At 51.8% G+C, this 21,468-nt stretch carries 16 protein-coding genes and 2 riboswitches; all 16 genes read right to left on the reverse strand.

Going from position 1 to position 21,468, the window contains the following annotated elements; translation table 11 throughout:
* Positions 1–197: 197 nt before the first annotated feature.
* The 16 genes from BBD41_RS00825 to BBD41_RS00900 all read right to left on the reverse strand — a co-directional run bounded on the left by BBD41_RS00825 (position 198) and on the right by BBD41_RS00900 (position 21,265).
* On the reverse strand, positions 198–3,791 hold the full coding sequence (locus BBD41_RS00825; protein ID WP_162292783.1) for an LPXTG cell wall anchor domain-containing protein: 3,594 nt from the start codon (positions 3,789–3,791) through the stop codon (positions 198–200).
* A gap of 289 nt (positions 3,792–4,080) precedes the next feature.
* Positions 4,081–4,881 carry a transglutaminase-like domain-containing protein gene (locus BBD41_RS00830; protein ID WP_077566106.1) on the reverse strand — a complete coding sequence of 267 codons (801 nt, stop codon included), beginning with the start codon at positions 4,879–4,881 and terminating at the stop codon, positions 4,081–4,083.
* A gap of 13 nt (positions 4,882–4,894) precedes the next feature.
* A riboswitch (cyclic di-GMP riboswitch) is annotated at positions 4,895–4,982 on the reverse strand.
* Positions 4,983–5,045: 63 nt separating this feature from the next.
* Positions 5,046–5,132: riboswitch (cyclic di-GMP riboswitch) on the reverse strand.
* A 150-nt stretch (positions 5,133–5,282) separates the two neighbouring features.
* Positions 5,283–5,819: a DinB family protein gene (locus BBD41_RS00835; RefSeq protein ID WP_099476399.1), complete on the reverse strand. Its 537-nt coding sequence runs from the start codon at positions 5,817–5,819 to the stop codon at positions 5,283–5,285.
* 64 nt (positions 5,820–5,883) lie between these two features.
* A complete protein-coding gene (locus BBD41_RS00840; RefSeq protein WP_099476400.1) occupies positions 5,884–6,816 on the reverse strand; it encodes a helix-turn-helix transcriptional regulator in 933 nt (310 codons plus the stop codon).
* Between the two features lie 128 nt (positions 6,817–6,944).
* Complete coding sequence (locus tag BBD41_RS00845) at positions 6,945–7,181, reverse strand: DUF896 domain-containing protein (RefSeq protein ID WP_007131928.1); 237 nt, start codon at positions 7,179–7,181, stop codon at positions 6,945–6,947.
* A 136-nt stretch (positions 7,182–7,317) separates the two neighbouring features.
* Positions 7,318–8,202, reverse strand: coding sequence for a fumarylacetoacetate hydrolase family protein (locus BBD41_RS00850; RefSeq protein ID WP_099476401.1), 885 nt, complete (start codon positions 8,200–8,202; stop codon positions 7,318–7,320).
* 91 nt (positions 8,203–8,293) lie between these two features.
* A complete protein-coding gene (locus BBD41_RS00855; protein ID WP_237086985.1) occupies positions 8,294–9,838 on the reverse strand; it encodes a M81 family metallopeptidase in 1,545 nt (514 codons plus the stop codon).
* Positions 9,835–11,199 carry an aspartate aminotransferase family protein gene (locus BBD41_RS00860; RefSeq protein WP_099476402.1) on the reverse strand — a complete coding sequence of 455 codons (1,365 nt, stop codon included), beginning with the start codon at positions 11,197–11,199 and terminating at the stop codon, positions 9,835–9,837. The genes BBD41_RS00855 and BBD41_RS00860 overlap by 4 nt, the downstream gene beginning before the upstream one ends.
* A 172-nt stretch (positions 11,200–11,371) precedes the next feature.
* Entirely contained in the window at positions 11,372–12,202 is an 831-nt protein-coding gene (locus BBD41_RS00865) for a phytanoyl-CoA dioxygenase family protein (protein ID WP_099476403.1), read from the reverse strand.
* 90 nt (positions 12,203–12,292) lie between these two features.
* Positions 12,293–13,813: an extracellular solute-binding protein gene (locus BBD41_RS00870; RefSeq protein WP_099476404.1), complete on the reverse strand. Its 1,521-nt coding sequence runs from the start codon at positions 13,811–13,813 to the stop codon at positions 12,293–12,295.
* A 42-nt stretch (positions 13,814–13,855) separates the two neighbouring features.
* Complete coding sequence (locus BBD41_RS00875) at positions 13,856–14,716, reverse strand: carbohydrate ABC transporter permease (RefSeq protein WP_099476405.1); 861 nt, start codon at positions 14,714–14,716, stop codon at positions 13,856–13,858.
* Positions 14,710–15,636: an ABC transporter permease gene (locus tag BBD41_RS00880; protein ID WP_099480392.1), complete on the reverse strand. Its 927-nt coding sequence runs from the start codon at positions 15,634–15,636 to the stop codon at positions 14,710–14,712. The genes BBD41_RS00875 and BBD41_RS00880 overlap by 7 nt, the downstream gene beginning before the upstream one ends.
* Positions 15,637–15,983: 347 nt before the next feature.
* The gene (locus BBD41_RS00885) at positions 15,984–16,994 is read right to left on the reverse strand and encodes a LacI family DNA-binding transcriptional regulator (protein WP_077566093.1); all 1,011 of its coding nucleotides are present in this window, start codon (positions 16,992–16,994) and stop codon (positions 15,984–15,986) included.
* 35 nt (positions 16,995–17,029) lie between these two features.
* On the reverse strand, positions 17,030–18,826 hold the full coding sequence (locus BBD41_RS00890) for a cache domain-containing sensor histidine kinase (RefSeq protein WP_237086986.1): 1,797 nt from the start codon (positions 18,824–18,826) through the stop codon (positions 17,030–17,032).
* A 39-nt stretch (positions 18,827–18,865) separates the two neighbouring features.
* The gene (locus tag BBD41_RS00895; protein WP_077566091.1) at positions 18,866–20,413 is read right to left on the reverse strand and encodes a response regulator; all 1,548 of its coding nucleotides are present in this window, start codon (positions 20,411–20,413) and stop codon (positions 18,866–18,868) included.
* A gap of 21 nt (positions 20,414–20,434) precedes the next feature.
* Complete coding sequence (locus BBD41_RS00900; RefSeq protein WP_099476406.1) at positions 20,435–21,265, reverse strand: SMP-30/gluconolactonase/LRE family protein; 831 nt, start codon at positions 21,263–21,265, stop codon at positions 20,435–20,437.
* Positions 21,266–21,468 lie beyond the last annotated feature (203 nt).

Here is a 21,468-nt window from a genome sequence, read left to right on the forward strand (position 1 = left end):
GCTTCAACTGCATAGTCTTATTAGCACCTCCTTTTGATGGCTTCATCATATCAATTATAGATCGTTCAGTCAATAATAAACCAAAAATTTTTTTCTCGAACTTTGCCGTTCAGTGCTTAAGCATATGACGGGATGCTTCAAGAAATAAGGCTCTCCCTGCCCAGGTTACTGGACAAGAAGAGCCGAAGTATAATGTGCTATTGTTTCATTTTCATCCGTTTGCGACCTAACCATACACCGAAAGCGATCAGCCCGAGACCCGCCAAATAGAACGGATAAGGACTCGATTCTCCCGTTTTTGGAAGCATCGGAACCGTCGGTTGCGGTGTCGAAGCGTTCTCAGACGGAGTTGGTGCATCCGGCTTTTGAGGCTCAGGATCGACTCCTCCTCGCGGAATATCCTCTTCGTCAATATCGATGGCAGGTGTTTCCGGCTCTGCTGGAGGTGTCTCAGGTGTTTGAGGTGTCTGAGGTTCTTGAGGCGTCTCAGGCGTTGTTGGTTCACCTCTTGGAACATCCTCGTCCGGCACCTCTACCTCACCGGTCGGATTGCCAGGATTCGTTGGGTTCCCTGGATTACCTGGATCCGTCGGATTACCAGGATTCGTTGGGTTCCCCGGGTTGCCTGGATCCGTCGGATTGCCAGGATCTGTTGGGTTCCCCGGGTTGCCTGGATCGGTCGGATTGCCAGGATCCGTTGGGTTTTCAGGATCTGTTGGATCTGTTGGATCTGTTGGATCTGTCGGATCCGTCGGCTCGCCAGGAATTACAGGCTCTTCCTTTCGATTCGTAACGATCATTTTCTTAACATTGTCTTGATTCTTGATGCTGGAATCAATCGTTACGTCCCACTTCGCCTGCTCGATCTTATATCCTTCTGGAGCGGCCAGCTCCTCCAAAACATAGTCGTCGTACAGCAGCTTTGTAAACAGGATCTTGCCTTCATCATCCGTGGTTTTAACGATCGGCGTCCGTTTGCCTGCCTTATCATAGAGCGCAAACTTGGCTCCTGCCAGCGGCTTCGTCTGATCGTCCTGATCTACCTTCGTTACTTCCAGGCTGCCCGTTACGCCGCCTCCGGAGCCTGAACCCGAGGAAGTACGGACAATAACCTCTTCCGTCGTTTCCCGAATCTCCGTCTTCAGCTGATCTCCTTCGAGAGCCACCTTATTCTGCACAGCCTCTTTATCTTCAGCAATAATGAACGACTGATATTCCAAAATATAAGCCGTCGAGATGTCATTTGTGAATTTCAACTCGAATGTCTCTTTATCACCGTCAAGCCTATGGATGGTTAAGGTATAATCCTTCCCTTTAGTCAGCTCTTGGGCTTTTTCCGCTTTTCCGTTTGCATTGATCTTGGTCGCATACAAGCGGAAGGAATCCTCGATCAAGATCTGGTTCGGACTTGGATTATCGATAATTTTTGCGTTGGAAATATGCGACTGACCTTCATTGATGCGAATTTCCCAGTCGATTTTGTTTCCGTTCTGGGAGCCGCTCTTCTTCACATATTCGCCGCCGTGAGGAATCGTTACGCTGGCGTTCCATGTTGCCTTTTTCGTGCTGCCATCGGACAGCTCCGCCGTATTATCGATTTTGTTGACAATCAATGTACCTTCGAGCGATGTGTTGAATTCAATCCAGTATGCGGATGAGATTGGGGCGACAAATCGAATGGACAATTTGTTGCCGTTAGCTTCTGAGGGTTCTGTCACTTCGTATTGCGAAGCAGGAACTAGCGAGCCCTTCTGGACGCCATTCCGTCCTCCAGTCAGCTTCATCTCATATACCTTGACCGAATTCGAAACAAGCTTCTGATTCTGCTTCAGAACATCGGTAACGATCGCTTCCTGAAGCGAATCAAGATTATAGTTCATCTTGACGTTCCACGTAATTTGTTTGCTGATCGGATTGTAGCTGCCGTCTTTACCGCCGTTATTTTTCGTATAACCATCGGCGGAGAAGCTTGCATCCCGCACAATCGGGCCTTTCTCCTTGCCTTCCTCAACCCATGTCATCGAGGCTCTGTTTAAAAAGTCCAATTTGCGATCCTTCAGCCAGTTGATGTTAAACTTCGTTTCATATTCGATCGTATAGGTGGTGTCAATCTTGGAGAACTCGATGATAAAGCCTTCGCGTAAATCATTGTACTTCACCGTGTACTCGCTCGCTGGAACGGCTTTCCCGTCCGCTTTCACGCTCACTGAATCCCGAATGAATTCAAGTCCGCCTTGCGGGAACGTATCCGTGATAATTACATTCTCCATGATGTATTTGGTGCCGTCCGGCTTTTTATCGCCATTGACTGTAATTTTCCACTTCGCGGTTTTTGTGTCAAAATTGACGTTCGAGGATCCTTTTACTAGGGCACGGCTTCCGTAGCCCGGAGCCGTTACTTCCTTAGACGCTTCACCCGATACGACTTTGTTCTTGACTGCGTTCCCCTCGGAGCTCAAGCGATCGACAGGCTCCGTCCGGTAAACAATCGTATAAGGCGAATCGATATCCTTGTTGAATCGAAGCTCGAATCCGTGCTTACCTTTCGCTACAGCGGTGTACTCATCTTCTGGAACCAGGTTTTGGTCATTCGTTGAATTCCCGTTATACACCTTCAGCGAATCGGAAATCCAGGTATGGTTCTCACTAAATTCATCCGTAATGATGGCTTGAGCGCTCGGAATCTTCTTCTCGTTGAAATTGTATTTCACCGTCCAAGTGATGATCCCCGTGTCCTTGTCCTGGCTATATGTCTTATCCAAGAAACTGCCGCGATCTACTGTTACTGTAGCCGTCGATTGGGCATTTTCCATCCCGTCGCCAGACAGAACAGCGGTGTTCTCAAAACGGGACTGATCGCCGATAAGCTTCGTCGAGAAGCGAATTTCGTAGGCTTTGCTGATTGTTTCATCCTGGAATGCAAGCTCCAGCTTGCCGCCACCGCCTGTTTGGACGGTGTACTTGCCGGCATCCAGCCGTTCGCCAAGAACCGCCGAGCCGTCACCGTTAACCTGCAGATTGTATACCTCAACGGAATCCCCGATGAGCTCCAAGCCTTCAGGCATTTCATCGGTGATGACCGCGTGCTTGACCTTATTGAGCGACTTGTTGATCTGTACCGTCCAATCGATCCGGTCTTTGCCAATCGCTTTTCCTTGCTTCTCGATCAGCTTTCCGCCTTGCGGCTTCAGATTCACGACGACGGTCTGAACCCCGCCCTTTATCGGAATAGCAATAATGATTTCCGTGCTTCCTTTAAGAACTTCCTTCTTGAACTCTGTACGAATTTCCAGCTTGCCGCTGATGTTGGAATGGCTCTCCACGTAATCGTTGAAGGTCATCACAACCTTGCCGCTGCGGTCCACCGTAAAACGGCCGACTTCACCCTGACCGGCAACGAGCGGCGAGTCAATGTCCGTGAAGATTTCAAACTGCTGCGGCAGATCGAAGGTAAAGGTGTCCCCGTTCTTATAGTTGTGACCGTTCGGCAGCTCCCATTCATAGCTTAGATTCACGGCTGCGCCGATGTCCAGGCTGCTGCCCGGATTATAAACGGCATCAATGACAGTGCCGTCGATGTCGGTTAACACAACTTTGGTTATAATGCTATCATTATTGATTTCTGATTCGGACGGGCCATAAACATCATCCGTCACTCCATACACTGAATCCTGCACGCTTACCGGTTCCGGGACATTGGTCGATGCATTGACCGTCCAGCCCGACATTCCAAACAATGTTTGAATCATAAGCAGCAGAGCCAATACGATTCCACTTACTTTTTTCTTCATGATCTCTCCCTCAGCCTCTCCATTACCCTCAATATATTTGGTTCCGATGTTGCTTTTGCGTGCGCAAATCGAGCCAACCATCTCTCGGATCATATGCCGATAAGAGATTTGTTCGTCCATCACCTCCGCTTACTTTTTTTGGCGCACGATTCATTGGTGCCTGTATTTTCCTTAAGAACCAATTGAGCTTCTAGCATTGTAACGCCCTGTTCTGAATATTTTCTGAATATAAACCCGAATAAGCCTTGGACAATGGTCCAAAGCTTAAGGTTTTAGCTATAAAATTATTTTAATAATACTTAGCTGCAGAATATCGGGATGCCTCTTTAATCATTTTGAAACCGGCACCCTTGCTCTTCCATCCCGCATCGACGGTCGTGTCGATCGTGACCCACCGCCCGTTCAGGTAAACCTCATTCCAAGCGTGGTAAACGTCAACATAATCCGTTGTCCCCATTACAAGCTTGGTCGGAATGTCCATGCTCCGCAGCATGGATGCGAACAAGGAGGCGTAATCATAACACATGCCTTTTTTTCCGGACAGCGTGCGGTCAATATCGGGAAGATAGTCCGTCAGCTCGCTGGCGGCAAGCGCTTTATCATACCGGATCGTATCGACGATATACTCGTGGATCAGCTTTACTTTTTCCTCGTCGGTGTTAGCAGACCGGGTTAGCTTCTTTGCAAGCTGAGCCGCCTTGTCGCTTGAACGCCAATCGATGTTTTGTACCGAGTTCAAGAACACCCTGCTGCTATTCGTCAGTTGAAGCGTAACTTCTGCTTCCTGCACGATCTTATACTTGGTACCGTTGACCTGCTCCAGCACTGTTATGGTATAACGGCCGTTTCCCATCTGCAGCGGAAAGGACTCCTGCTGCTTGTCCGGTAAAAGCGTATATGTATACTTGTTTTGCCCTTTTGCAATCATGAGCTTCGTCTTCACATCCGCTTTCACGTCATAGCGAACGGCGATGACTCCGCGATCAAGCTGCTCCAGATCCAGCCAATCTCCCGTTTGGGAAGCTTGTACAACCGGAGCCAATACGAAAAACGCAATAAACCCTACAATAGCCAACACCATGTTGCGCATACTGTAAACTCCCTTCGGTAGCCAGGCTGCCATTGACGGTTCATCAAGAAGGCCCTGTGGCTTTGCGTCCTTATCTTTCGACAAGTTTGCCATTATCGTGATAGAGTTTTCAAAGAATGAAACAAATCAAAATCTCCTATAAAAAAACAAAAAAAGCGTATTCGTTCGGTAGCTGGCTGCCATTGATGGTTCATCAAGAAGGCCCTGTAGCTTTGCGTCCTTGCCTTTCGACAAGTTTGCCGTTTATCGTGAGTAGCTTTATGTGAGTTCATCATACCAAATATCTCTAATTCTATCAAGCAAATTTTGAGATTGATAGACGACGATCGACAACAAAAAACGTCTCCAAAGAGACGCTTTTTTGTCAATCCCGCTTGATCATCAAACCGTTAGGGGAATCCTTAGAGGGACAGCTCCTTTTTTAACCGATCGAGCTGCAGCAGGTGGTGCCTGTAATGCATCTCCACCAGCAGAAACCACTCTTTGGCGTTTAAGGCTCCGAATCCGGGATGAGGAATCGTACTGCTGCTGTTTGCTTGGTGCAAATCCGCTTCCGTACGCTTCATCCGTTCCACTACTCCGTGAAGACCTTCAACTAACTGCTCTTTGCTCGCCGGCTGCGGCGGCGTGTACTGCGGAGACGCCGGTATTCGAATCCTGACAGGCGGAAAACTTCCTAGCTCGAACACCGCCTTGCCTCTCTCCGTTTTTTCCCCAGGGGATTCGACGGGCGTTTCGTTTCCGGCCAAACATTGGTCGACATTGCGCAGATGCATATATTGAGCCGATTGAATCAAATGCATGTACATTTGCCCAATGGACCAGTCTTCTTCGTTCGGTTTGATATGCAATTGCTCCAGCTTCAGGTGCTCCAGCTCATTCAAATAGACCGCTACTGTTGATTCAAACGCCTGCAAAGCTTCTGCTGTATTTCTCATCATGATATCTCCTCTTCCATCTGGTATATACCCAATATAAAAAAACGCTACTGACAACAGCGTGTCAGTAGCGTTTTAGCATTTTTTCGGCTTCTTCACGAATCCGGTTACGGAAGGACTCAGGCTCCAGCACCTCGACGTCCCCTCCCCAGCTGAGAACATGGGGCAGAAGCTCCTCCGGCTGCCTGACCCGAAACTGGACCAGAAGACTGCGCTCCCTTTGCTCAGCTGCTTCGATATAGAAGCCTGCGGTCTCGGCGATTTTATCGGTCATTTCCGGGTTTGCCCGGATCATCACATGTAGCTTACGATCGTCCGGCGGGCGATATTGACTCAGCTTAAATCCATGGGGAAGGCTGTACCTTTCCTCAAGCACCGTAACATCCCTCATGCGCGATAATCGGAAATGGCGAACCTCTTGTCGCAGATCGCAGCGTGCGATCATGATCCAATTCCCTTGAACGAGCACAAGGCCATATGGAGCGACTATCCGCTCATTCATCCGTTTCCCATCCGAATCCGGTATTTTTTTCAGGTAGAGCATCCTTATTTTCCGCCGCTCCAAAATGGCACCGCGAACCTGTCCGAGCTCGTTCTCCCCCTGCCCGCCGGGATGAAGAATTTGCATCGTTTCCCGGACAATCGCTGAGGCCTCACGAATGGGTTCCGGAAGAATCGCTTCAATCTTGCTTCGAGCTGCCCTCGCAGCTGATTTGTAGTCGCCATCCAGCCGTTGCTCAATCATATCCGTACCCATGAGCAATGCCACGGCCTCTTCTGCTGAAAAACCTATCGGCGGCAAAAAGTAACCTTCCATTAGGGAATACCCGTGTCCTGGAGACCCAAGGATCGGAACCCCTGCTTCGCTGAGCGCTTGCATGTCTCGATATATTGTCCGCACGCTTGTCTCGAAATGGGCAGCCAAATCTTCCGCCCGCAGCACCTTGCTCCGCTGCAGCTCAAGCATGATTGCGAACTGGCGCTCGGTTTTGTTCATCGTTTTCTCCCCTCTGCTAATACATAAAAACCCGGAAAACGGACAACCAACATTGTCTGTCTTCCGGGATCATAAATGGGACCTGGTCAACTATCCATATTACGGACCATTGCTTTATGTGATGAAGCTTAATTCAGCTTTGACCGATTCTGCTGCTGGGTAATTCTCAATTTCTCAGGGGTAACATCGTCACCATTCGGGTCTACAACCTTCAGGGTAGACATCGTGGAGAGTACCTGGCCCCGGATGTCTTTCAAGTATTCCTGGCGAAGCTTTTGCTGTTCGGTATATTCTTCTTGGGTCAAGCCTTCGGATTTCTGCTTGCGGCTCAGTTCATTGATTCTATGCAATGAAGGAATGGTCATCGTCATCGTTCATCCTTCCATATAATTAAGATGTAATTGTTAGTTTACTGTAAAAGGATTGAACTTGCAATAGAACCAGCCCCGGCCCTGCTGATCTGCTAATGTGGATGCTTCAAAGTGGATTGCACCTGTATCGCTACCGCTCCAGCACCATCCGGTTGGTCAGTGTGCCTAGCTTTTCAATCTCGACGGTAACCATGTCACCGTCCTTCAGGTAGGCTCGTTGATCGGCAGAACGCCCAAGCATAACCCCTTCAGGTGTTCCTGTCAAAATAAGATCCCCCGGCTCCAATGTCATAAACCTCGAAACATAACTCACGATTTCATCACACGGAAAAATCATATCCGCTGTATTGGACTGCTGTCGCACCTCGCCGTTTACTTCGCAGCGGATGGCGAGTCGATTCGGGTCGCCCACCTCATCGGAGGTTACCACATACGGGCCGAGCGGCAGAAATTTGTCGCACGACTTCCCGAGCAGCCATTGAGAGGTTCGCATCTGCAAATCCCTTGCCGAAAGATCATTGGCATTGCAGTAGCCAAAAACATAATCAAGCGCGCTGCTCTTATCGACGTGTTTGGCCGTCGATCCAATGACAATCGCTAGCTCAGCTTCATAATCGACTTGATCGCTTTCGCGGGGGAGTGGGACTGCCTCCCCGTGTCCGGCCAGCGAATTGGTGAATTTATTGAACAAAATCGGATATTCGGGTATTTCGGAGTTGGTCTCCCTTGCGTGCCGAAGGTAATTCAGTCCCACACAGATGATTTTCCCCGGATGGTTCACGCACGGAGCTAACGTAAGCTCAGCTTCATCAAGAAGCTCCGTTTCCGCATCGCGTGATCTCTCCACCAAGTCTTGAAGCGCTGCCCTTGCAGCCGCTCCGCCTTTGAGGAGCTGCTCGATCGTGCTGGGCATATCGGGTTGATGCAGCGATGCCCCGGCGACATCCAGTACCCCTCCGTCCAATTTGACTCCAAGTCTATAGTCTCCTTTTCGCACAAACGTCAGCAATTTCATCGGTCCATGTTCCTTTCTTTTAAAGGATGACTTAACCCATAGTATAACATTCTATCGCGCGCATATAATTCGAACTCATCGTTCAATCCTATCATTTTTTAGTTCGAATATTTTGCGGTTCAGAAACAAATTGCAGGCAGCGCACAACCGGTGCTAACTCCTCATCCAGCGGGTAAACCGGTCGAAGGACATGCCGATAATCAAAATGCTTCAGATTCACGCTGCAGCAGCCGGGAGAATCCACATGAATGACGCTCGTCGCCGCTTCTCCGAACGAAGCTTCCCATGCAACGGCTGACTTTACGGCAATGATCCGATAATCTCCCGGCCAAACGCCCACCGATCGCACATGGCCGATATCCCATGGCGGAATTCGGTGTTCTGTCAGAATCAGCGTCAGGCTTCCGCACTGAATCAACGCCGTCCGGCCCATCGATGCAAAATGCCCCTTCATATAAGGACCTGCATGCTGAAAGTCGCCGTCAAACAACAGCCGAACCTTTCCCGTAACCCTAACGGGATCCCCATGCAGCCGGTCATGCCTGCCGCCGACGAAGGATTCGAAGATCCCTCCGATGCCGGCTCGGAAAGCTGCTTCCACTGCAGCCTTATCCGCGATCACCATAAGCCCCGGCTCTCTGAGCTCGATCAGGCAGCGGAGAAGATGGGTTGCGTCGCCCGGCGCTCCTCCCCCTACGTTGTCGGAGCCTTCAGCCAATACGATTGATCCGGGCGGCTGGATCAAGGCTTCCGCGATTGCTTCCGAAGGCGGCTTGGCCTTGATCCAAAAGCGCTCCTTCCACTCGACGGCCCGTTGTCCCAACTCGACTGCATAACGTTTTGCAAGCTCCACGTCTCCGTCGGTCGTTACAACACAGCACATCCCCGTACAGGGCGTGTCTGCATAAGGGAATCCTCCGACAACGGACACGTTAAGTACCCGGGAATCCTGTTCAATCGCATGCGCGCAGTCCAGCAGGTCTCTCATCGGTCCCTGATCCGTCGTCATAGCCTGGGGAACGACCAGCATGCCGGTAAAAGCGCAGGCTCGTGCAGGACGAATCGTCCCCATGATGAATTGCTTCAGCAAGCTGAACGCTTCGATCGCACGCTCGTACATGTCCACATGCGGATAGGTGTCGTAACCGATCACAATGTCCGCGGCTTCGAGCATACCCGGGCTGATATTTCCGTGCATGTCGATGGTCACGGCGATCGGAAAGCTACGGCCAAGGCGGAGCCGAAGAAGTCGCAGCAGCTCACCCTCGGGGTCTGTCTGCTCTTCCGCAACCATAGCGCCGTGCAGGATCAGAATTAATCCGTCGGCATGCCGACTTACGGAATCGGAAACCTCCTTTAACAGGGTGGTTATAGCGTCTTCGGTTACAAGCCCACCGGGTGTTGCCGAAGTATAGATGCCGGGAACCAGTTCGATGCCGTCCTGCTCAGCCGCATCAATGAGGCCGCCCATGGTGGTAAGGGTGCCCTTGTATCTGGCTTGGAAATCCTCGATCCCTTCCGTCCACTCGCCCCGAAACGCGTCAAGTCCGGTCTTGAACGGGGCAAAGGTGTTGGTCTCATGGTACATGCCTGCTACGGCAAGGCGCATTCGCTGTGCATTTGGACTGCCATTCATGACTTGTCTTCCCCCCAGCGTGCAAACACGCGGTTAGCCGCCGCAAGCGTTTCCCGGATCTCGGCTTCACCATGAGCGGCCGAAACATACCATAGTCCATTCGGGCGCAAAAGCACGCCTTCCTCCAGCATTTCTTGGGCAAAAGTAATGTATAGATCGGCATCCCGTTTCTGAAATGCTTCGAAGCTGTCCACCTGCCTTTCGGTTGTGAACATCAGGTGGAAGACAGGCCCGGCTTGATTGACGATACCTTGAATGTCGTGATCCTTCATGGCTTGACGCAGTCCTTCCGACAGATCCGCTGCGGACTTCTCCATCCTTGCAAATACGGCGCCGCCGTCACGGGACAGCTCGTTGATCGTGGCGACCGCAGCAGTGGTGGCCACGCAGTTACCGTTCAGCGTTCCGAGATGGCTGACCGTACCGTCCGCGATGAGCTCCATAATATCCGCGCGTCCGGCTACGCCGCTAATGGCGATGCCCCCTCCCATCGCTTTCCCGATCGTAACGAGATCGGGCATGATGCGGAATACGCCGTGCGCCCCGCCAAGTCCAAAACGAAAGCCTGTGATGACTTCATCCAGGATCATAACAATTCCGTTCGCAGCTGTGAGCTCGCGCATAAGCTCCAGATAACCCGGCTTCGGCATAATGCAGCCGGAATTGCACATCACCGGCTCGCTAATGATCGCCGCAACGGTGCTGCCATATAAAGCAACGGCATCCTTTAGCGCCTCCGCATCGTTCCAAGGCAGCAGAATGATATCCTGAAGCGCCGCCTCACTCTGTCCGCCTGTCCCGGGAATGACACGGGCTTCTGTTGGATGAGTATCGTTATCATACCTGATAACTTGGGACAGCACATTCCGTTTCCGTGAGGCCTTCATATCCGTGCTGGGAAACGAAGTGAAGATGGTGTCGGACCAGCCGTGATAATGCCCATGGAAGCGGATGATCCGCCTGCGGTTCGTATAGGCACGTGCCAATCGCAGCGCGAGCATGACAGCCTCCGTTCCGGAACCGCTGAAGGCCACTTGATCGGCGCATGGAAGCACCTCGGTCAGAAGCTCGGCGAGCTCGATCTCGCCTTGGTGCTGGAGACCGTACGCCAGACCGTTTCTCATACTGGACAATAGCCGTTCAACCGTAGGTTCATGGCCATGACCAAGAATAAGCGGACCGTACGCAAGCAAGTAGTCGATGTAGGTATGTCCGTCTGCATCCTGAATCCGGGCACCGCGGCCCGCGACCGCATACAAGGGGATCGGCTTCATAGCGGCCCGTAGCGTGCTCGATACGCCCCCTGCCAAAACACGCCTGCTACGGTTTAATAGCTCCTCCGACTGTCGGTATCTGTTCAAGTGGTGTTCCCTCCTCAATGATTATCTGACGTACCTCAGCCGTTTTACGGGAGTCGTACTGAAACAAGACCTCTCCGCAGAAATCGCCTTGGTATGAAAAAAAAGACTGTCCCGCACCGTTTTAACGTTACAGTGCTATCGGGCAGGACAGTCTGAGTTTGGATGATCAGGCTTACTGGTTGCTTGTTCCCGCTCCTGCCCCTAACCAATACCGCTTGAGCGGAACAAGCGCTTCATCGGGGACATAATATTTAAAGCAATTGTCGCTGATATCTCCAAGCAGCTGGCGGCGAATCGGATCGGCATGCTGGAGAAGCTGCGGCGATGCCTTATGATAGTCGATCGGGCGCATCCATATTGGACTGTACCCGATAAACAGCTGACGGCGTTCAAATGTGGAGCGGTTTGGCGATCCGGCATGCCACAGATTTTGTGCGAAAATAAATGCATCTCCCGGTTTTCCGCACACCTGCAATTCATTCTCCACTGGAATGTTCACATCGGTTTGGCCCGGCTGAAAATGGGGAATCAGGTGACTGCCCGGAATAATCTTGGTGTTGCCTCGATCAGGCTCCGACATATCGCTGAGAATGTAACAAATTTTAATATAATAGGCGGATGTTAACCCCCCGATTTGAGGAAACTCGGGATGCGGGCCGTCTTGGTGCCAATGGATAAAGCTGTTGGTGGCCGTCTTGACATCGTTTGGATTAGGTTTGCGGACGGTTAGGTGGGAAATATGAAGCTGGATGTTATACCCGAGAAGATTCACCATAAGCGGCAGCAGCTCCGGATGATCAATCAGGGATAAGATTGCAGGGTCCCGCTCAACGCTGTTGTAGATATTGTACGCCAGGGATTCGGGTTCTTCGGCAAGGATCCGGTCAACTGCAGCATTTAACGCTTCCACCTGTCCTTGGGACAGCGCATTCGGAATGATCAGGTACCCGTCCTTCTCAAACTGCTTCACCATCGCGGAAATATCCATTTTCAATTGATTCATAATCCTTCTCCTCCTTTTTACTCGTGTAGATTTATTGGCGAATCAAAGGGGAAACATCGGCTTCCCCTCCTCATTCATAATAATGCTGTTTTAGTTGCCATAACCCAGCGCGTTCAGCTGTTGAATTGCGGATTCAACATATCGATCATAATTCATCGTGGTGCCGATCGTTATCAGAAAGTCGTCATACTCGGTCAACGGACGTTTTCCATAAACGAATTTTGTGAATTCCTCTTCCAGGTACCGGTTGGCATCGGCCACATTAAAGCCTTCAGGATAATTAACAAATCCATTGAGTGTCTCCAGGCGGGGCTGTGAGCTCGCAAAATCAATGTATTCCGTCTGCTCGGCAAATTTAACCTTTAAATATTCTTTCTCCGGTCTACCTGTAAATTGGTACAGCCATGTATAACCGGCTTCCTTGGCCATCAGCTCGGTCGCAACGACCTTGCCGTTCTCCACGTTGTAGTGCTTGCCTTCAATCCCGAATTGAACGAGACGCGAACCCTCGTCACCGGAAACGTAATTAAGCAATTCAAAAACCTTCTGCAGCTTCTCCTTGTCGTTCTCCAGCGATTTGGGGATCGCAAACATGGAATTGGCGTTGCCGACGGCCCATGCATTCTCATACTGACCGCCCGGTCCTTTCGGGGATGCCAGTTGAATCCACTCGGCCTTCGGATTGACGGTTTTGATTTGCTCCACGTATTCGTTCTTGACGATATTCGCCCAGTCTATGAAAATGATGCCAGCCTGCCCCTTGATGGCCTTTTCCTGGTGCTGCATCCCTGTGTTGGCCATGATCTCCGGATCGACTGCGCCTTCATCAACCAGTGATTTGAAATAGGCAAGAGCCTCGCGCATCGCCGGATCATACAGCGAATTCACCACCTTCCCGTCCTTCACGAAAAATTCGCCGGGGTTAACCGTCCCGAATGCGCCGTACAGCGGAGCGAAGGTGCTCAGCGAGCCGCCGGTGAGTCCGACGGTATCCTTAGCGCCGTTTCCGTCCGGGTCTTGTTCCGCAAACGCTTTGGCCACAGCCTTAAATTCCTCCAGCGTCTGCGGCACTTCCAGCTTCAACGCATCCAGCCAATCTTTGCGGATCCACATCGTCATGCTGGGTATTCCCGGAGCTTTAGGGATGGCATATACTTTGCCGTCGACCATTGCTTTTTTTACGGCTTCCTCCCCCCCGATGAAATCCTTGACCTGCTTCAGCTCGTTGTCCAAATATGGCGTCAGATCAAGCAGGAGCTGCTGGCTCTGATACTGCTGCATTTGAGCTTTGTTCACGCCGAATAAATCCGGCAGATTCCCAGAGGCCATACGCACATTCAGCTGGTTCTGATAATCATCCGGGCTGCCGTAAGCGCTGAGCACAATATCGGCGTTCAGCGCCTTATCCAGCTCCTGCTTAACAAAATCCTTGTCAGGCGACGGCAGTCCGCTTGCGCTTTCCATGATCTCCAGCTGGATTCGTTTCCCGGCGGCCTCTCCCCCGCTCGCCGATGTCCCCCCTTCTGTATCGGATTTGGCACAACCTGCCGCAACAGCACCTGCCAGCAGCAGGACTGCAGCCATTAATGAAGCTCTACGCAGCTTATTCATTTGACTCCCCCTCATATATGAAAATATATTGGTTCTTTGGCTTCAGCCTTTTATAGAACCAAGGAGCATGCCCTTGGTGAAGTATTTTTGCAGGAACGGGTACACGATCAGGATCGGGAGCGCGGCCAGCACGACTGCCGCCATTTGCAGCGTTTGGGTCGGTGTCATATTTTCCACGTTCTCCATAGGCTGCTGGGATTGCATCAGAATCTCCCTGACGATGACCTGGAGCGGAAACAGGGTTCGATCGGTGATATACATGATGGCTTGAAAGTATTCGTTCCAGTGACCCACGCCGTAAAATAACGCGATCGTCGCAATGACGGAGGTCGATAACGGAACTGCGATTTGCAGAAGGATCCTGAACTCCCCAGCGCCGTCAACCTTCGCGGACTCGAACACTTCCTCAGGCAGCTGCTCGAAAAAGCTTTTCACGATAAACACATTAAAGCTTCCCACCAGCGTCGGCAGAATCAAGGCCCAGATCGAATCCAGCAAACCGAATGATTTGACGATCAAATAGGTCGGCACGATCCCGCCTGAAAATAACATCGTAAACAATATCATCATTAGAAACACGCTGCGTCCCGGCAAGCGCTTACGACTTAGCGGATACGCCATGAGCAGGGTTATGGCCATATTAAACACCGTTCCGACGATCGTAACGACGACCGTAACCCCCAGCGCGCGAACCATGCCGGATTCCGCGAGCAGCGTCTGATATGCCGCGAACGTGATCTCCCTCGGAATGATCGGGAATGAGCCTTGACGGAGGACCTCGCCGATCGGCGTGAGCGATACGGATACGACATACAAGAGAGGGAATACGGCGATGGCTCCGCAAAGGGCTAAGATGACGGCCACAATCGTGTTGACGATACGGTCCTCGATTCCTTTTACCATATTCCTTCCCCCCATCGTTTGGCGATCTGATTGGTCGTCAATACAAGCACGAACCCGATGGCTGATTTAAACAATCCGACTGCTGCCGCCAGACTGAAATTCAATTGGTGGAGTCCTGTCCGGAATACCCAAGTATCGATAATATCGGCCACCGGATAGACCTGCAGGTTGTAAAGGATGTAGATTTGACCGAAGCCGGCGTCCAATATATGTCCCAAATTCAGGATGAACAGCATGATGATCACGTTCCGAATCCCTGGCAAAGTGATATGCCATACCATCCGAACCCGGCTTGCGCCATCGATGCGCGCAGCTTCGTATCGCGTCGGATCGATGCTGGACATGGCAGCCAAGTAAATAATCGCTCCCCACCCGAGATTTTGCCATATTTCCGAACCGACAAGGATGGAACGGAAGTAGGTCGTGGAGGTCAGGAACGGAATCGACTCTCCGCCTAAATCTTTGATCCAGTGATTGACAAGCCCCGACGACTGGGACAGAAGCGCAATCAGAATGCCGTAAATAATGACCCATGACAGAAAATGAGGCATGTACGTCAGGGTTTGAATGAGCGACCTGAACCATCGCACCCGGCACTCGTTAAGCAATATCGCCATCAGAATCGGCGGGCCTATGCCGAATATGAGCTTGTACACGCTGATCAAGATGGTATTGGTCAGTAGCTGCGAAAAATAGGGGGATTCAAAAAAGGCGAGAAAATGTTTGTTCCACGGATCCGCAAACGGACTCCCCAGAATTCCGTCCATGATATTGAAATCTTTAAATGCGATAATGACGCCGTACATCGGTAAGTATTTAAATAAGAAGTAGTAAAGAACACCCGGAACGAGCATCACATACAGCGTTTTGAACTGCCATATTCGACCCAGTCGCTGGAAGGTTCTTGCTTTCGCCGGCATGCGAACGGGCTGTTCAACGGCAATTCCCTGCTTCACGAATTCCCCTCCTTTACTTTGCCGGGCTGCTAAACCGGCCTTTATTCGACTTACAAAGCCTTAACACACTTGTAGTATAGCAGCGATCTGCGGGCGCAAATATGCAGTAAAATTGTGAAAATAGGACCTGGAGGGGAACCCGGGTGGCGTGGGGATTCAGTTCCGGGTGATTTCAGGGGAATTACAAAACAAAAGGGGAACGCTGTCTGAATCATAGCAGCCGGCGGACTCCTATTAAATGCAGACAACGCTTATGGTATAAGAGCGACAGCGCCAACAAGCGATTTACGCCACGTTGGAGCCGTCGATCCTCATTCCGGGCTTCTTGCTCCTGTTGATTCCCTGATGATTAGGTTGTGCTCCAGGATCGTGCTGGATGTGCCGGGCTGGTCCTGACCTTCCTTGAGCTTCATCATCTGGTCAATGGCCATAAATCCGCTCAAGCGCCGCGGATAATGAACCGTAGTCAATGCAGGGCTTGTATGGGAGGACATTAAGATGTTCTCGCATCCGGCTACGGAGAGATCCTCAGGCACCCGAATGCCGGCATCCTTACAGGCTGACAGCACACCGATGGCCATCAGGTCGTTGGCACACACAATCGCGCTGAATTCCAATGGTTCTGGTGATTTCAGCCTTTCAAGCATGCGGGCCTGTGCGGATTCAAGCCGGCCGTCGGCCTGCAGCAGCCCGTCCGGATCATACTGAAGCCCCAAAGCGCTTATGGCTTTACAAAATTCGGAATGCCGCACCTGATGGTGATGCTCCTTGCTTTCGGTGCCCATGAACCCGATTCGCGTGTGTCCGTTTTCCTTCAGATGCTTCAGCAAGTCGTGCATAGCGCCATACCAGTCGATATCGATGCAGCGTACGGACGGGTGGGCAGCGGCGGGAGCGGTAATGGACAGCAGAGGGACTCCGAGCTTTTCAAAGTGGCGGATCGTCGACTCCTGCAGACTCTGTCCCAGGAGAATGAGCCCGTCCGTCCTCCCCATATAGATCGTTTTCAGCTGCTCCTCCTCTTCCCCGAGATACGTCTGAAAGATCAGGGATCGCCCATATTCTCTGGCCTTCGCCTCCAGACCCAGTGAAATCCCGGTTTCGAAAGGGTTGCCGAGGTTATTGAACAAAACGCCGTATTGGTGCGTCTCCTTGGTTTTCAGGCTTCGTGCGGCCAGGTTGGGATTGTAGCCGAGCTCCTCGATGGAGCGCAGCACCTTCTGGCGGGTCTCCTCTTTTACAACCGATTTATTGTTGATGACATAGGATACGACGGCTACGGAAACCCCCGCATGCTTCGCGACATCGTCTCTTGTAACCATGTACACACTCCTTGTTCTTCTTCTTAAACCTCACGTTATCGTTCGCCATCCGGCGTGTCAAGTCTATTACCGGTAGGGCAGAAGCTCTCGGGAAGCGATGCCGGGAGCGTGATTACAATCACTGTTCCGATTTCCTTGCGACTGCGAATGCGCAGACCAAAGCCATCTCCGAAATACAGCCGAATCCGCTCGTGGACATTCGATACGCCGATACCCGTAAGCCGTTCCTTCAACGGCGCATGACCTTGACTGGACAGGAGGCCTTGCAGACGGCTCTGCTCCATACCGGCTCCGTTGTCGCGAACCACAAAGCGAAGCTTGCCATTACGGATTTCCCCCCGTACCCGAATCTCGCCTTCCGCTCCTCCTTTTGGCAATATCCCATGAAAAACGGAGTTTTCGACGATCGGCTGAAGGGTCAGCTTCAGGATGGGCAGCTCCAGCGCTTCTTCCTCCACCTCGCAGATAAATCGGAAGCCGGCACCATACCTTATTTTTTGAATTTCCATATACAGCTCCAGCCCCTTCAGCTCCTCCCGAACGGACACATATTCTGAGACCCGGTCAAACGTAAACTCCAGTACGCCGACCAAAGCGCGGATCGTCTTATTGACCTCGGTGATTCGCTGCTGCCTGGCAAGGCTGCCGATTGTTGTGAGCGTATTGTACAGAAAATGAGGGGCGATTTGGCTCTGGAGCACCTTTAATTCCAAGGATTTTTTGCGTTCCTCCATCTCCTTGTTCCTGGCCAGCAGGCTCTGAATCCGCTTCATCATGGAGTTGAAGCTTCGGGTCAGGCTTCCTATTTCATCATAGCGGCGAACCGGTGCAAGCGGAACAGACTCCAGGTTGCGTACTTGATCCATGCGAAGCGCCAATAAACGGATCGGTCTTGTCAGCAGCCGGGACAGCATGAAGGTGATGGCGAGGAGCACCAGCAGCATGAATATTCCCGCCGTTACGTAGGTGTCGAGTAAAGCGGATAAATTCCGAAAAAAATAGCTTTCCTCGGAAAGCAGGACCAGATTCCAGCCTAGACGATTCTGCCCTGACTTGAACGTGATCAGCTGTCCCTTCGGGCCAGCTAGCTCGCCGCTGCCGTATGAAAGCTCGGTGAGCTTGCCTATGAATTCCTCCGGCAGTACGGTCATATACGAATGGGGCTCGCTCGGTAGCAGGTCCGAGCTTCGATCATACAGGACCAGCTTGCCCTGATCGGACAGAATGGCAAAGGTCTGGTTGACCATGGAAATCTCCGACATCCGGCGGTAAAGCTTGTCCAGATCCAGCTCTACGACGGCCACGCCGATTTGGCGCCCGTGGTTATTCTGTACGGGTCTCGCAATGGCAACGGTGTGCCCTGACAGCGGAGAATCGTATGGCTGACTCACCATCGCCGCATAGCTTTGGCTGGCTTGTTGGTAAATGGCTGGGAGTGCCGGGTTGCCTAATACTTCATACCTCACTTGCGAGCTGCTGAAGACTTTGCCGTCAGAGCTGACGATGTAGAGCGTCTTGACGATCGTGCTGTTAGTTTCGGCCACCGAGCGAAGAAATTCGGTCAACTCCTCTTCGCGCGAAGCTTCAAGGTAATTGGAACGGGTGGACAGCAGAAGCAGAATATTTTGCCCGTTGTCCAGATAGGAATCAAGGAATTGATTCGTGCGGACTGTCATCGTTTGGGCATGGTCCATCATTTGGGATTTGAACAGCTTTGACGCTTGAACGTAATTGCTTGCTGCTAAAAAGGCAAATATGGCGAGCGTAACGGCAAACATCAGCAAAAATTGCTTTGTCGCTACGCTCCATCGGCGCATCCGATTCACGATCATAGCCGGCCCCCTAAAAGCACGTCGTGCCTCGTATCGATCTTAGGCATTTTTCTTAAACTCTCTTGGTGATACGCCGGCATAGTCCCGAAACATGGCAGTGAAATAACGGTAGCTTGATATGCCGACCCGATGAGCTACCTCATAGACGCGGAGGGATGTATGCCGTAGCAAATGCGCAGCCTGCTCCATTCGCTGATGTTTCAAATAATCATGAAAGGATATACCCGTTTCCTCCGGAAAAATCCGGCATAAGTGATGCGGACTTAACCCGACCTGTTCGGCCACAACGGCCAGCGTGATGGGACTGGCGAGATGATCATTCATGTAACGCATGGCCTCCTCGACTTCCGTACGAATTCTGCGCTGATTGTTTCGGGACGTCTCCACCTCATGAATGAGCACGGCGATAAGCTCATCCAGCGTCCTGCGCTCTGCAACGGTCCGGGTCCTTCTTGAATAGTCGATCCAATTCCGTTCCTCCCGGAGCCACTCCCTGCGCCATTCGTTAACCCATCCCTTGAGCAAGTCGGGGTGGAACCTTCCATCCTCCGCCCACGTTCGAAAATCCTTGCGTATCCATTCCGTCAGCTTGCCGGGATCATCCTTGATGATGTGCAGCCGGGCTGCCATTTCCGCTGCCGCTGTCTCTGCCGAGGTCGGAACGATCTCCGATTCCCCCAGCAGAACATCGCTCTCCGGAAGGTAAAAACGCAGAGGATGACGGCTGGACGCAAAGCGGCAGCTGACCGTGAAGTCGTCGGTACGGTGAATCAAAGGTCCGACAACGGCATAGAGGTCTGCTTCACCGCACAGAAAACTGAGCTGACCCATGGTATCATGTTTAAGCTCCCGTAATACCTTTTCCAGCCAGATGCCCAATTCCTTAGGATTCATCCGCTCTGCATGCGGGATGAACAGAAGATACACACCTTCTTTTACTGGAAGCCAAGTGAAAGAATGCTCCCCTTCCAGCCTCTCCAGGCGCTGCTCGACCTCCCGCTTGAGTATGAATCTGATCTGCGGGGTGGTCTCGGCATGCAGTGAAATCAGACGGAACGGTAAGCTGCATTGAAGGGCCTCTTTAAGAAATGTGCCGAATTTTTTATCCCCATACCCCGGCTCTCCTTGAGTAAAGTGCAGCAACTCGCAGGACAGGCGCAGCCGCAGCTCCTCCCTCTCGTTCCGGCGGTGGGACCGCTCACGCAAGGCGGCTGCTTTCGCCCGGTTTAACGCGCTTATGAGTTCAGCTGCTTCCATGGTCACCTTTAATAAATAATCGATGGCACCGATGGCAATCGCTTCTTTGGCAAATTCAAATTCCGAGTGGCAGGTAAGCAAAATGATCTGTGTGTGCGGCAGCTCCGTCCGTAGGATGCGGATCAGTTGAAGACCGTCCATGACAGGCATCGTAATATCGGTGATAATGACATCCGGGCGATGCCGCCGGCAGAAGGCTAACGCTTCCGCACCATTGGACGCTTCTCCGGCAAGCTCGAAGCCATGCGTATGCCAGTCAAAGGAACGAAGCTCTTCCCGCAAAGGCAGCTCATCGTCTACAACCAACACCCTTATGCTCTCCTCGGCCATATTGATCCCTCCCGATCTTTTCTATCGCCACATTCCCCAGCACCGCCCAGGCACATCAACCTTGAAGCGCTCCAAATTACCTTGATCCGATATAGTAACATAGCAGGAAGTCCCGTCCGGACCTCCGAATGTAAGATTCGTCGGATTCTTTCCGAGAAGCCGGACTTCATGCTGCAATTCGCCTTCTGGGGATATGACGGCCACCGTGCCTCTTCCGTATCGAGTGGCGTATAGGTTTCCTTCCATGTCACAACGCATGCCGTCCAGCAGGCAGTCGGAAAATTGGATGAGCATCCGCTTGGACACCATGTTCTTGTCCTCGTCAAGCTCATACACCCAGATGGTGCGCTGTACGCTTTCGCTGACATAGAGCCGGCTCTCATCCGGCGACAGCTCAATTCCGTTGGTCGTACCGCAGTGCTCATCCACAATAGCGGCACGGCCCTTTTGGTCGATTCTCCACACTCTCCCTCGTCCCGAGTTCCAGTCGGGATCACTGGCAAAGAGCGTGCCGTCCCGAGCGATCGCAATATCATTGGGCTGATGCATATCGGGTTCGTGCACCCACACCGACAGCTCCTTCGTGCTCATATCGATCTTGAAGATATGATGCTGCGCGTAATCGGCAACCAGCATATCGCCGTTTGCATCGAAGCGGATCCCGCTTCCGACACTCCCGTCGGGAAGCTGGGTCCAGATCCTCGCATCTCCATCCTGCGTCACGATGCCAATCGTGCCTTGTCTTCCGTAATTCACCGCATATACATTCCCGTCACGGTCACAAGCCGGGCCTTCGATCCCTGTGGTGAAGCCTCCTTGCAGCGTGAATGATCGACTTATAAAACTTGTCATCCTGGCCTCCTTCCAGCGCTCCCCGGATACCGATCGTTCCGAAGGAGCACGTTCGGATTGAATTCCAATTCGATGTACCGCTTACCACTTCCTTCTTCATCGAAAAAAACCGCCGAGACATCCTATTCATACAGCGGCTCATCCTTGGGGGGGTTCTGGGAACCGCGAGACCAAGGAATCAACGCATTCATCCATCGTGAGCC

Source organism: Paenibacillus ihbetae, assembly GCF_002741055.1.
Lineage (GTDB): Bacteria > Bacillota > Bacilli > Paenibacillales > Paenibacillaceae > Paenibacillus_AQ > Paenibacillus_AQ ihbetae.

Bases quoted from the DNA above. Each gene is read 5' to 3' on its own strand.
- BBD41_RS00825 (WP_162292783.1), bottom strand. From the start codon at position 3,791: ATGAAGAAAAAAGTAAGTGGAATCGTATTGGCTCTGCTGCTTATGATT.
- BBD41_RS00830 (WP_077566106.1), bottom strand. From the start codon at position 4,881: ATGCGCAACATGGTGTTGGCTATTGTAGGGTTTATTGCGTTTTTCGTA.
- BBD41_RS00835 (WP_099476399.1), bottom strand. From the start codon at position 5,819: ATGAGAAATACAGCAGAAGCTTTGCAGGCGTTTGAATCAACAGTAGCG.
- BBD41_RS00840 (WP_099476400.1), bottom strand. From the start codon at position 6,816: ATGAACAAAACCGAGCGCCAGTTCGCAATCATGCTTGAGCTGCAGCGG.
- BBD41_RS00845 (WP_007131928.1), bottom strand. From the start codon at position 7,181: ATGACCATTCCTTCATTGCATAGAATCAATGAACTGAGCCGCAAGCAG.
- BBD41_RS00850 (WP_099476401.1), bottom strand. From the start codon at position 8,202: ATGAAATTGCTGACGTTTGTGCGAAAAGGAGACTATAGACTTGGAGTC.
- BBD41_RS00855 (WP_237086985.1), bottom strand. From the start codon at position 9,838: ATGAATGGCAGTCCAAATGCACAGCGAATGCGCCTTGCCGTAGCAGGC.
- BBD41_RS00865 (WP_099476403.1), bottom strand. From the start codon at position 12,202: ATGAATCAATTGAAAATGGATATTTCCGCGATGGTGAAGCAGTTTGAG.
- BBD41_RS00870 (WP_099476404.1), bottom strand. From the start codon at position 13,813: ATGAATAAGCTGCGTAGAGCTTCATTAATGGCTGCAGTCCTGCTGCTG.
- BBD41_RS00875 (WP_099476405.1), bottom strand. From the start codon at position 14,716: ATGGTAAAAGGAATCGAGGACCGTATCGTCAACACGATTGTGGCCGTC.
- BBD41_RS00880 (WP_099480392.1), bottom strand. From the start codon at position 15,636: ATGCCGGCGAAAGCAAGAACCTTCCAGCGACTGGGTCGAATATGGCAG.
- BBD41_RS00885 (WP_077566093.1), bottom strand. From the start codon at position 16,994: ATGGTTACAAGAGACGATGTCGCGAAGCATGCGGGGGTTTCCGTAGCC.
- BBD41_RS00890 (WP_237086986.1), bottom strand. From the start codon at position 18,826: ATGATCGTGAATCGGATGCGCCGATGGAGCGTAGCGACAAAGCAATTT.
- BBD41_RS00895 (WP_077566091.1), bottom strand. From the start codon at position 20,413: ATGGCCGAGGAGAGCATAAGGGTGTTGGTTGTAGACGATGAGCTGCCT.
- BBD41_RS00900 (WP_099476406.1), bottom strand. From the start codon at position 21,265: ATGACAAGTTTTATAAGTCGATCATTCACGCTGCAAGGAGGCTTCACC.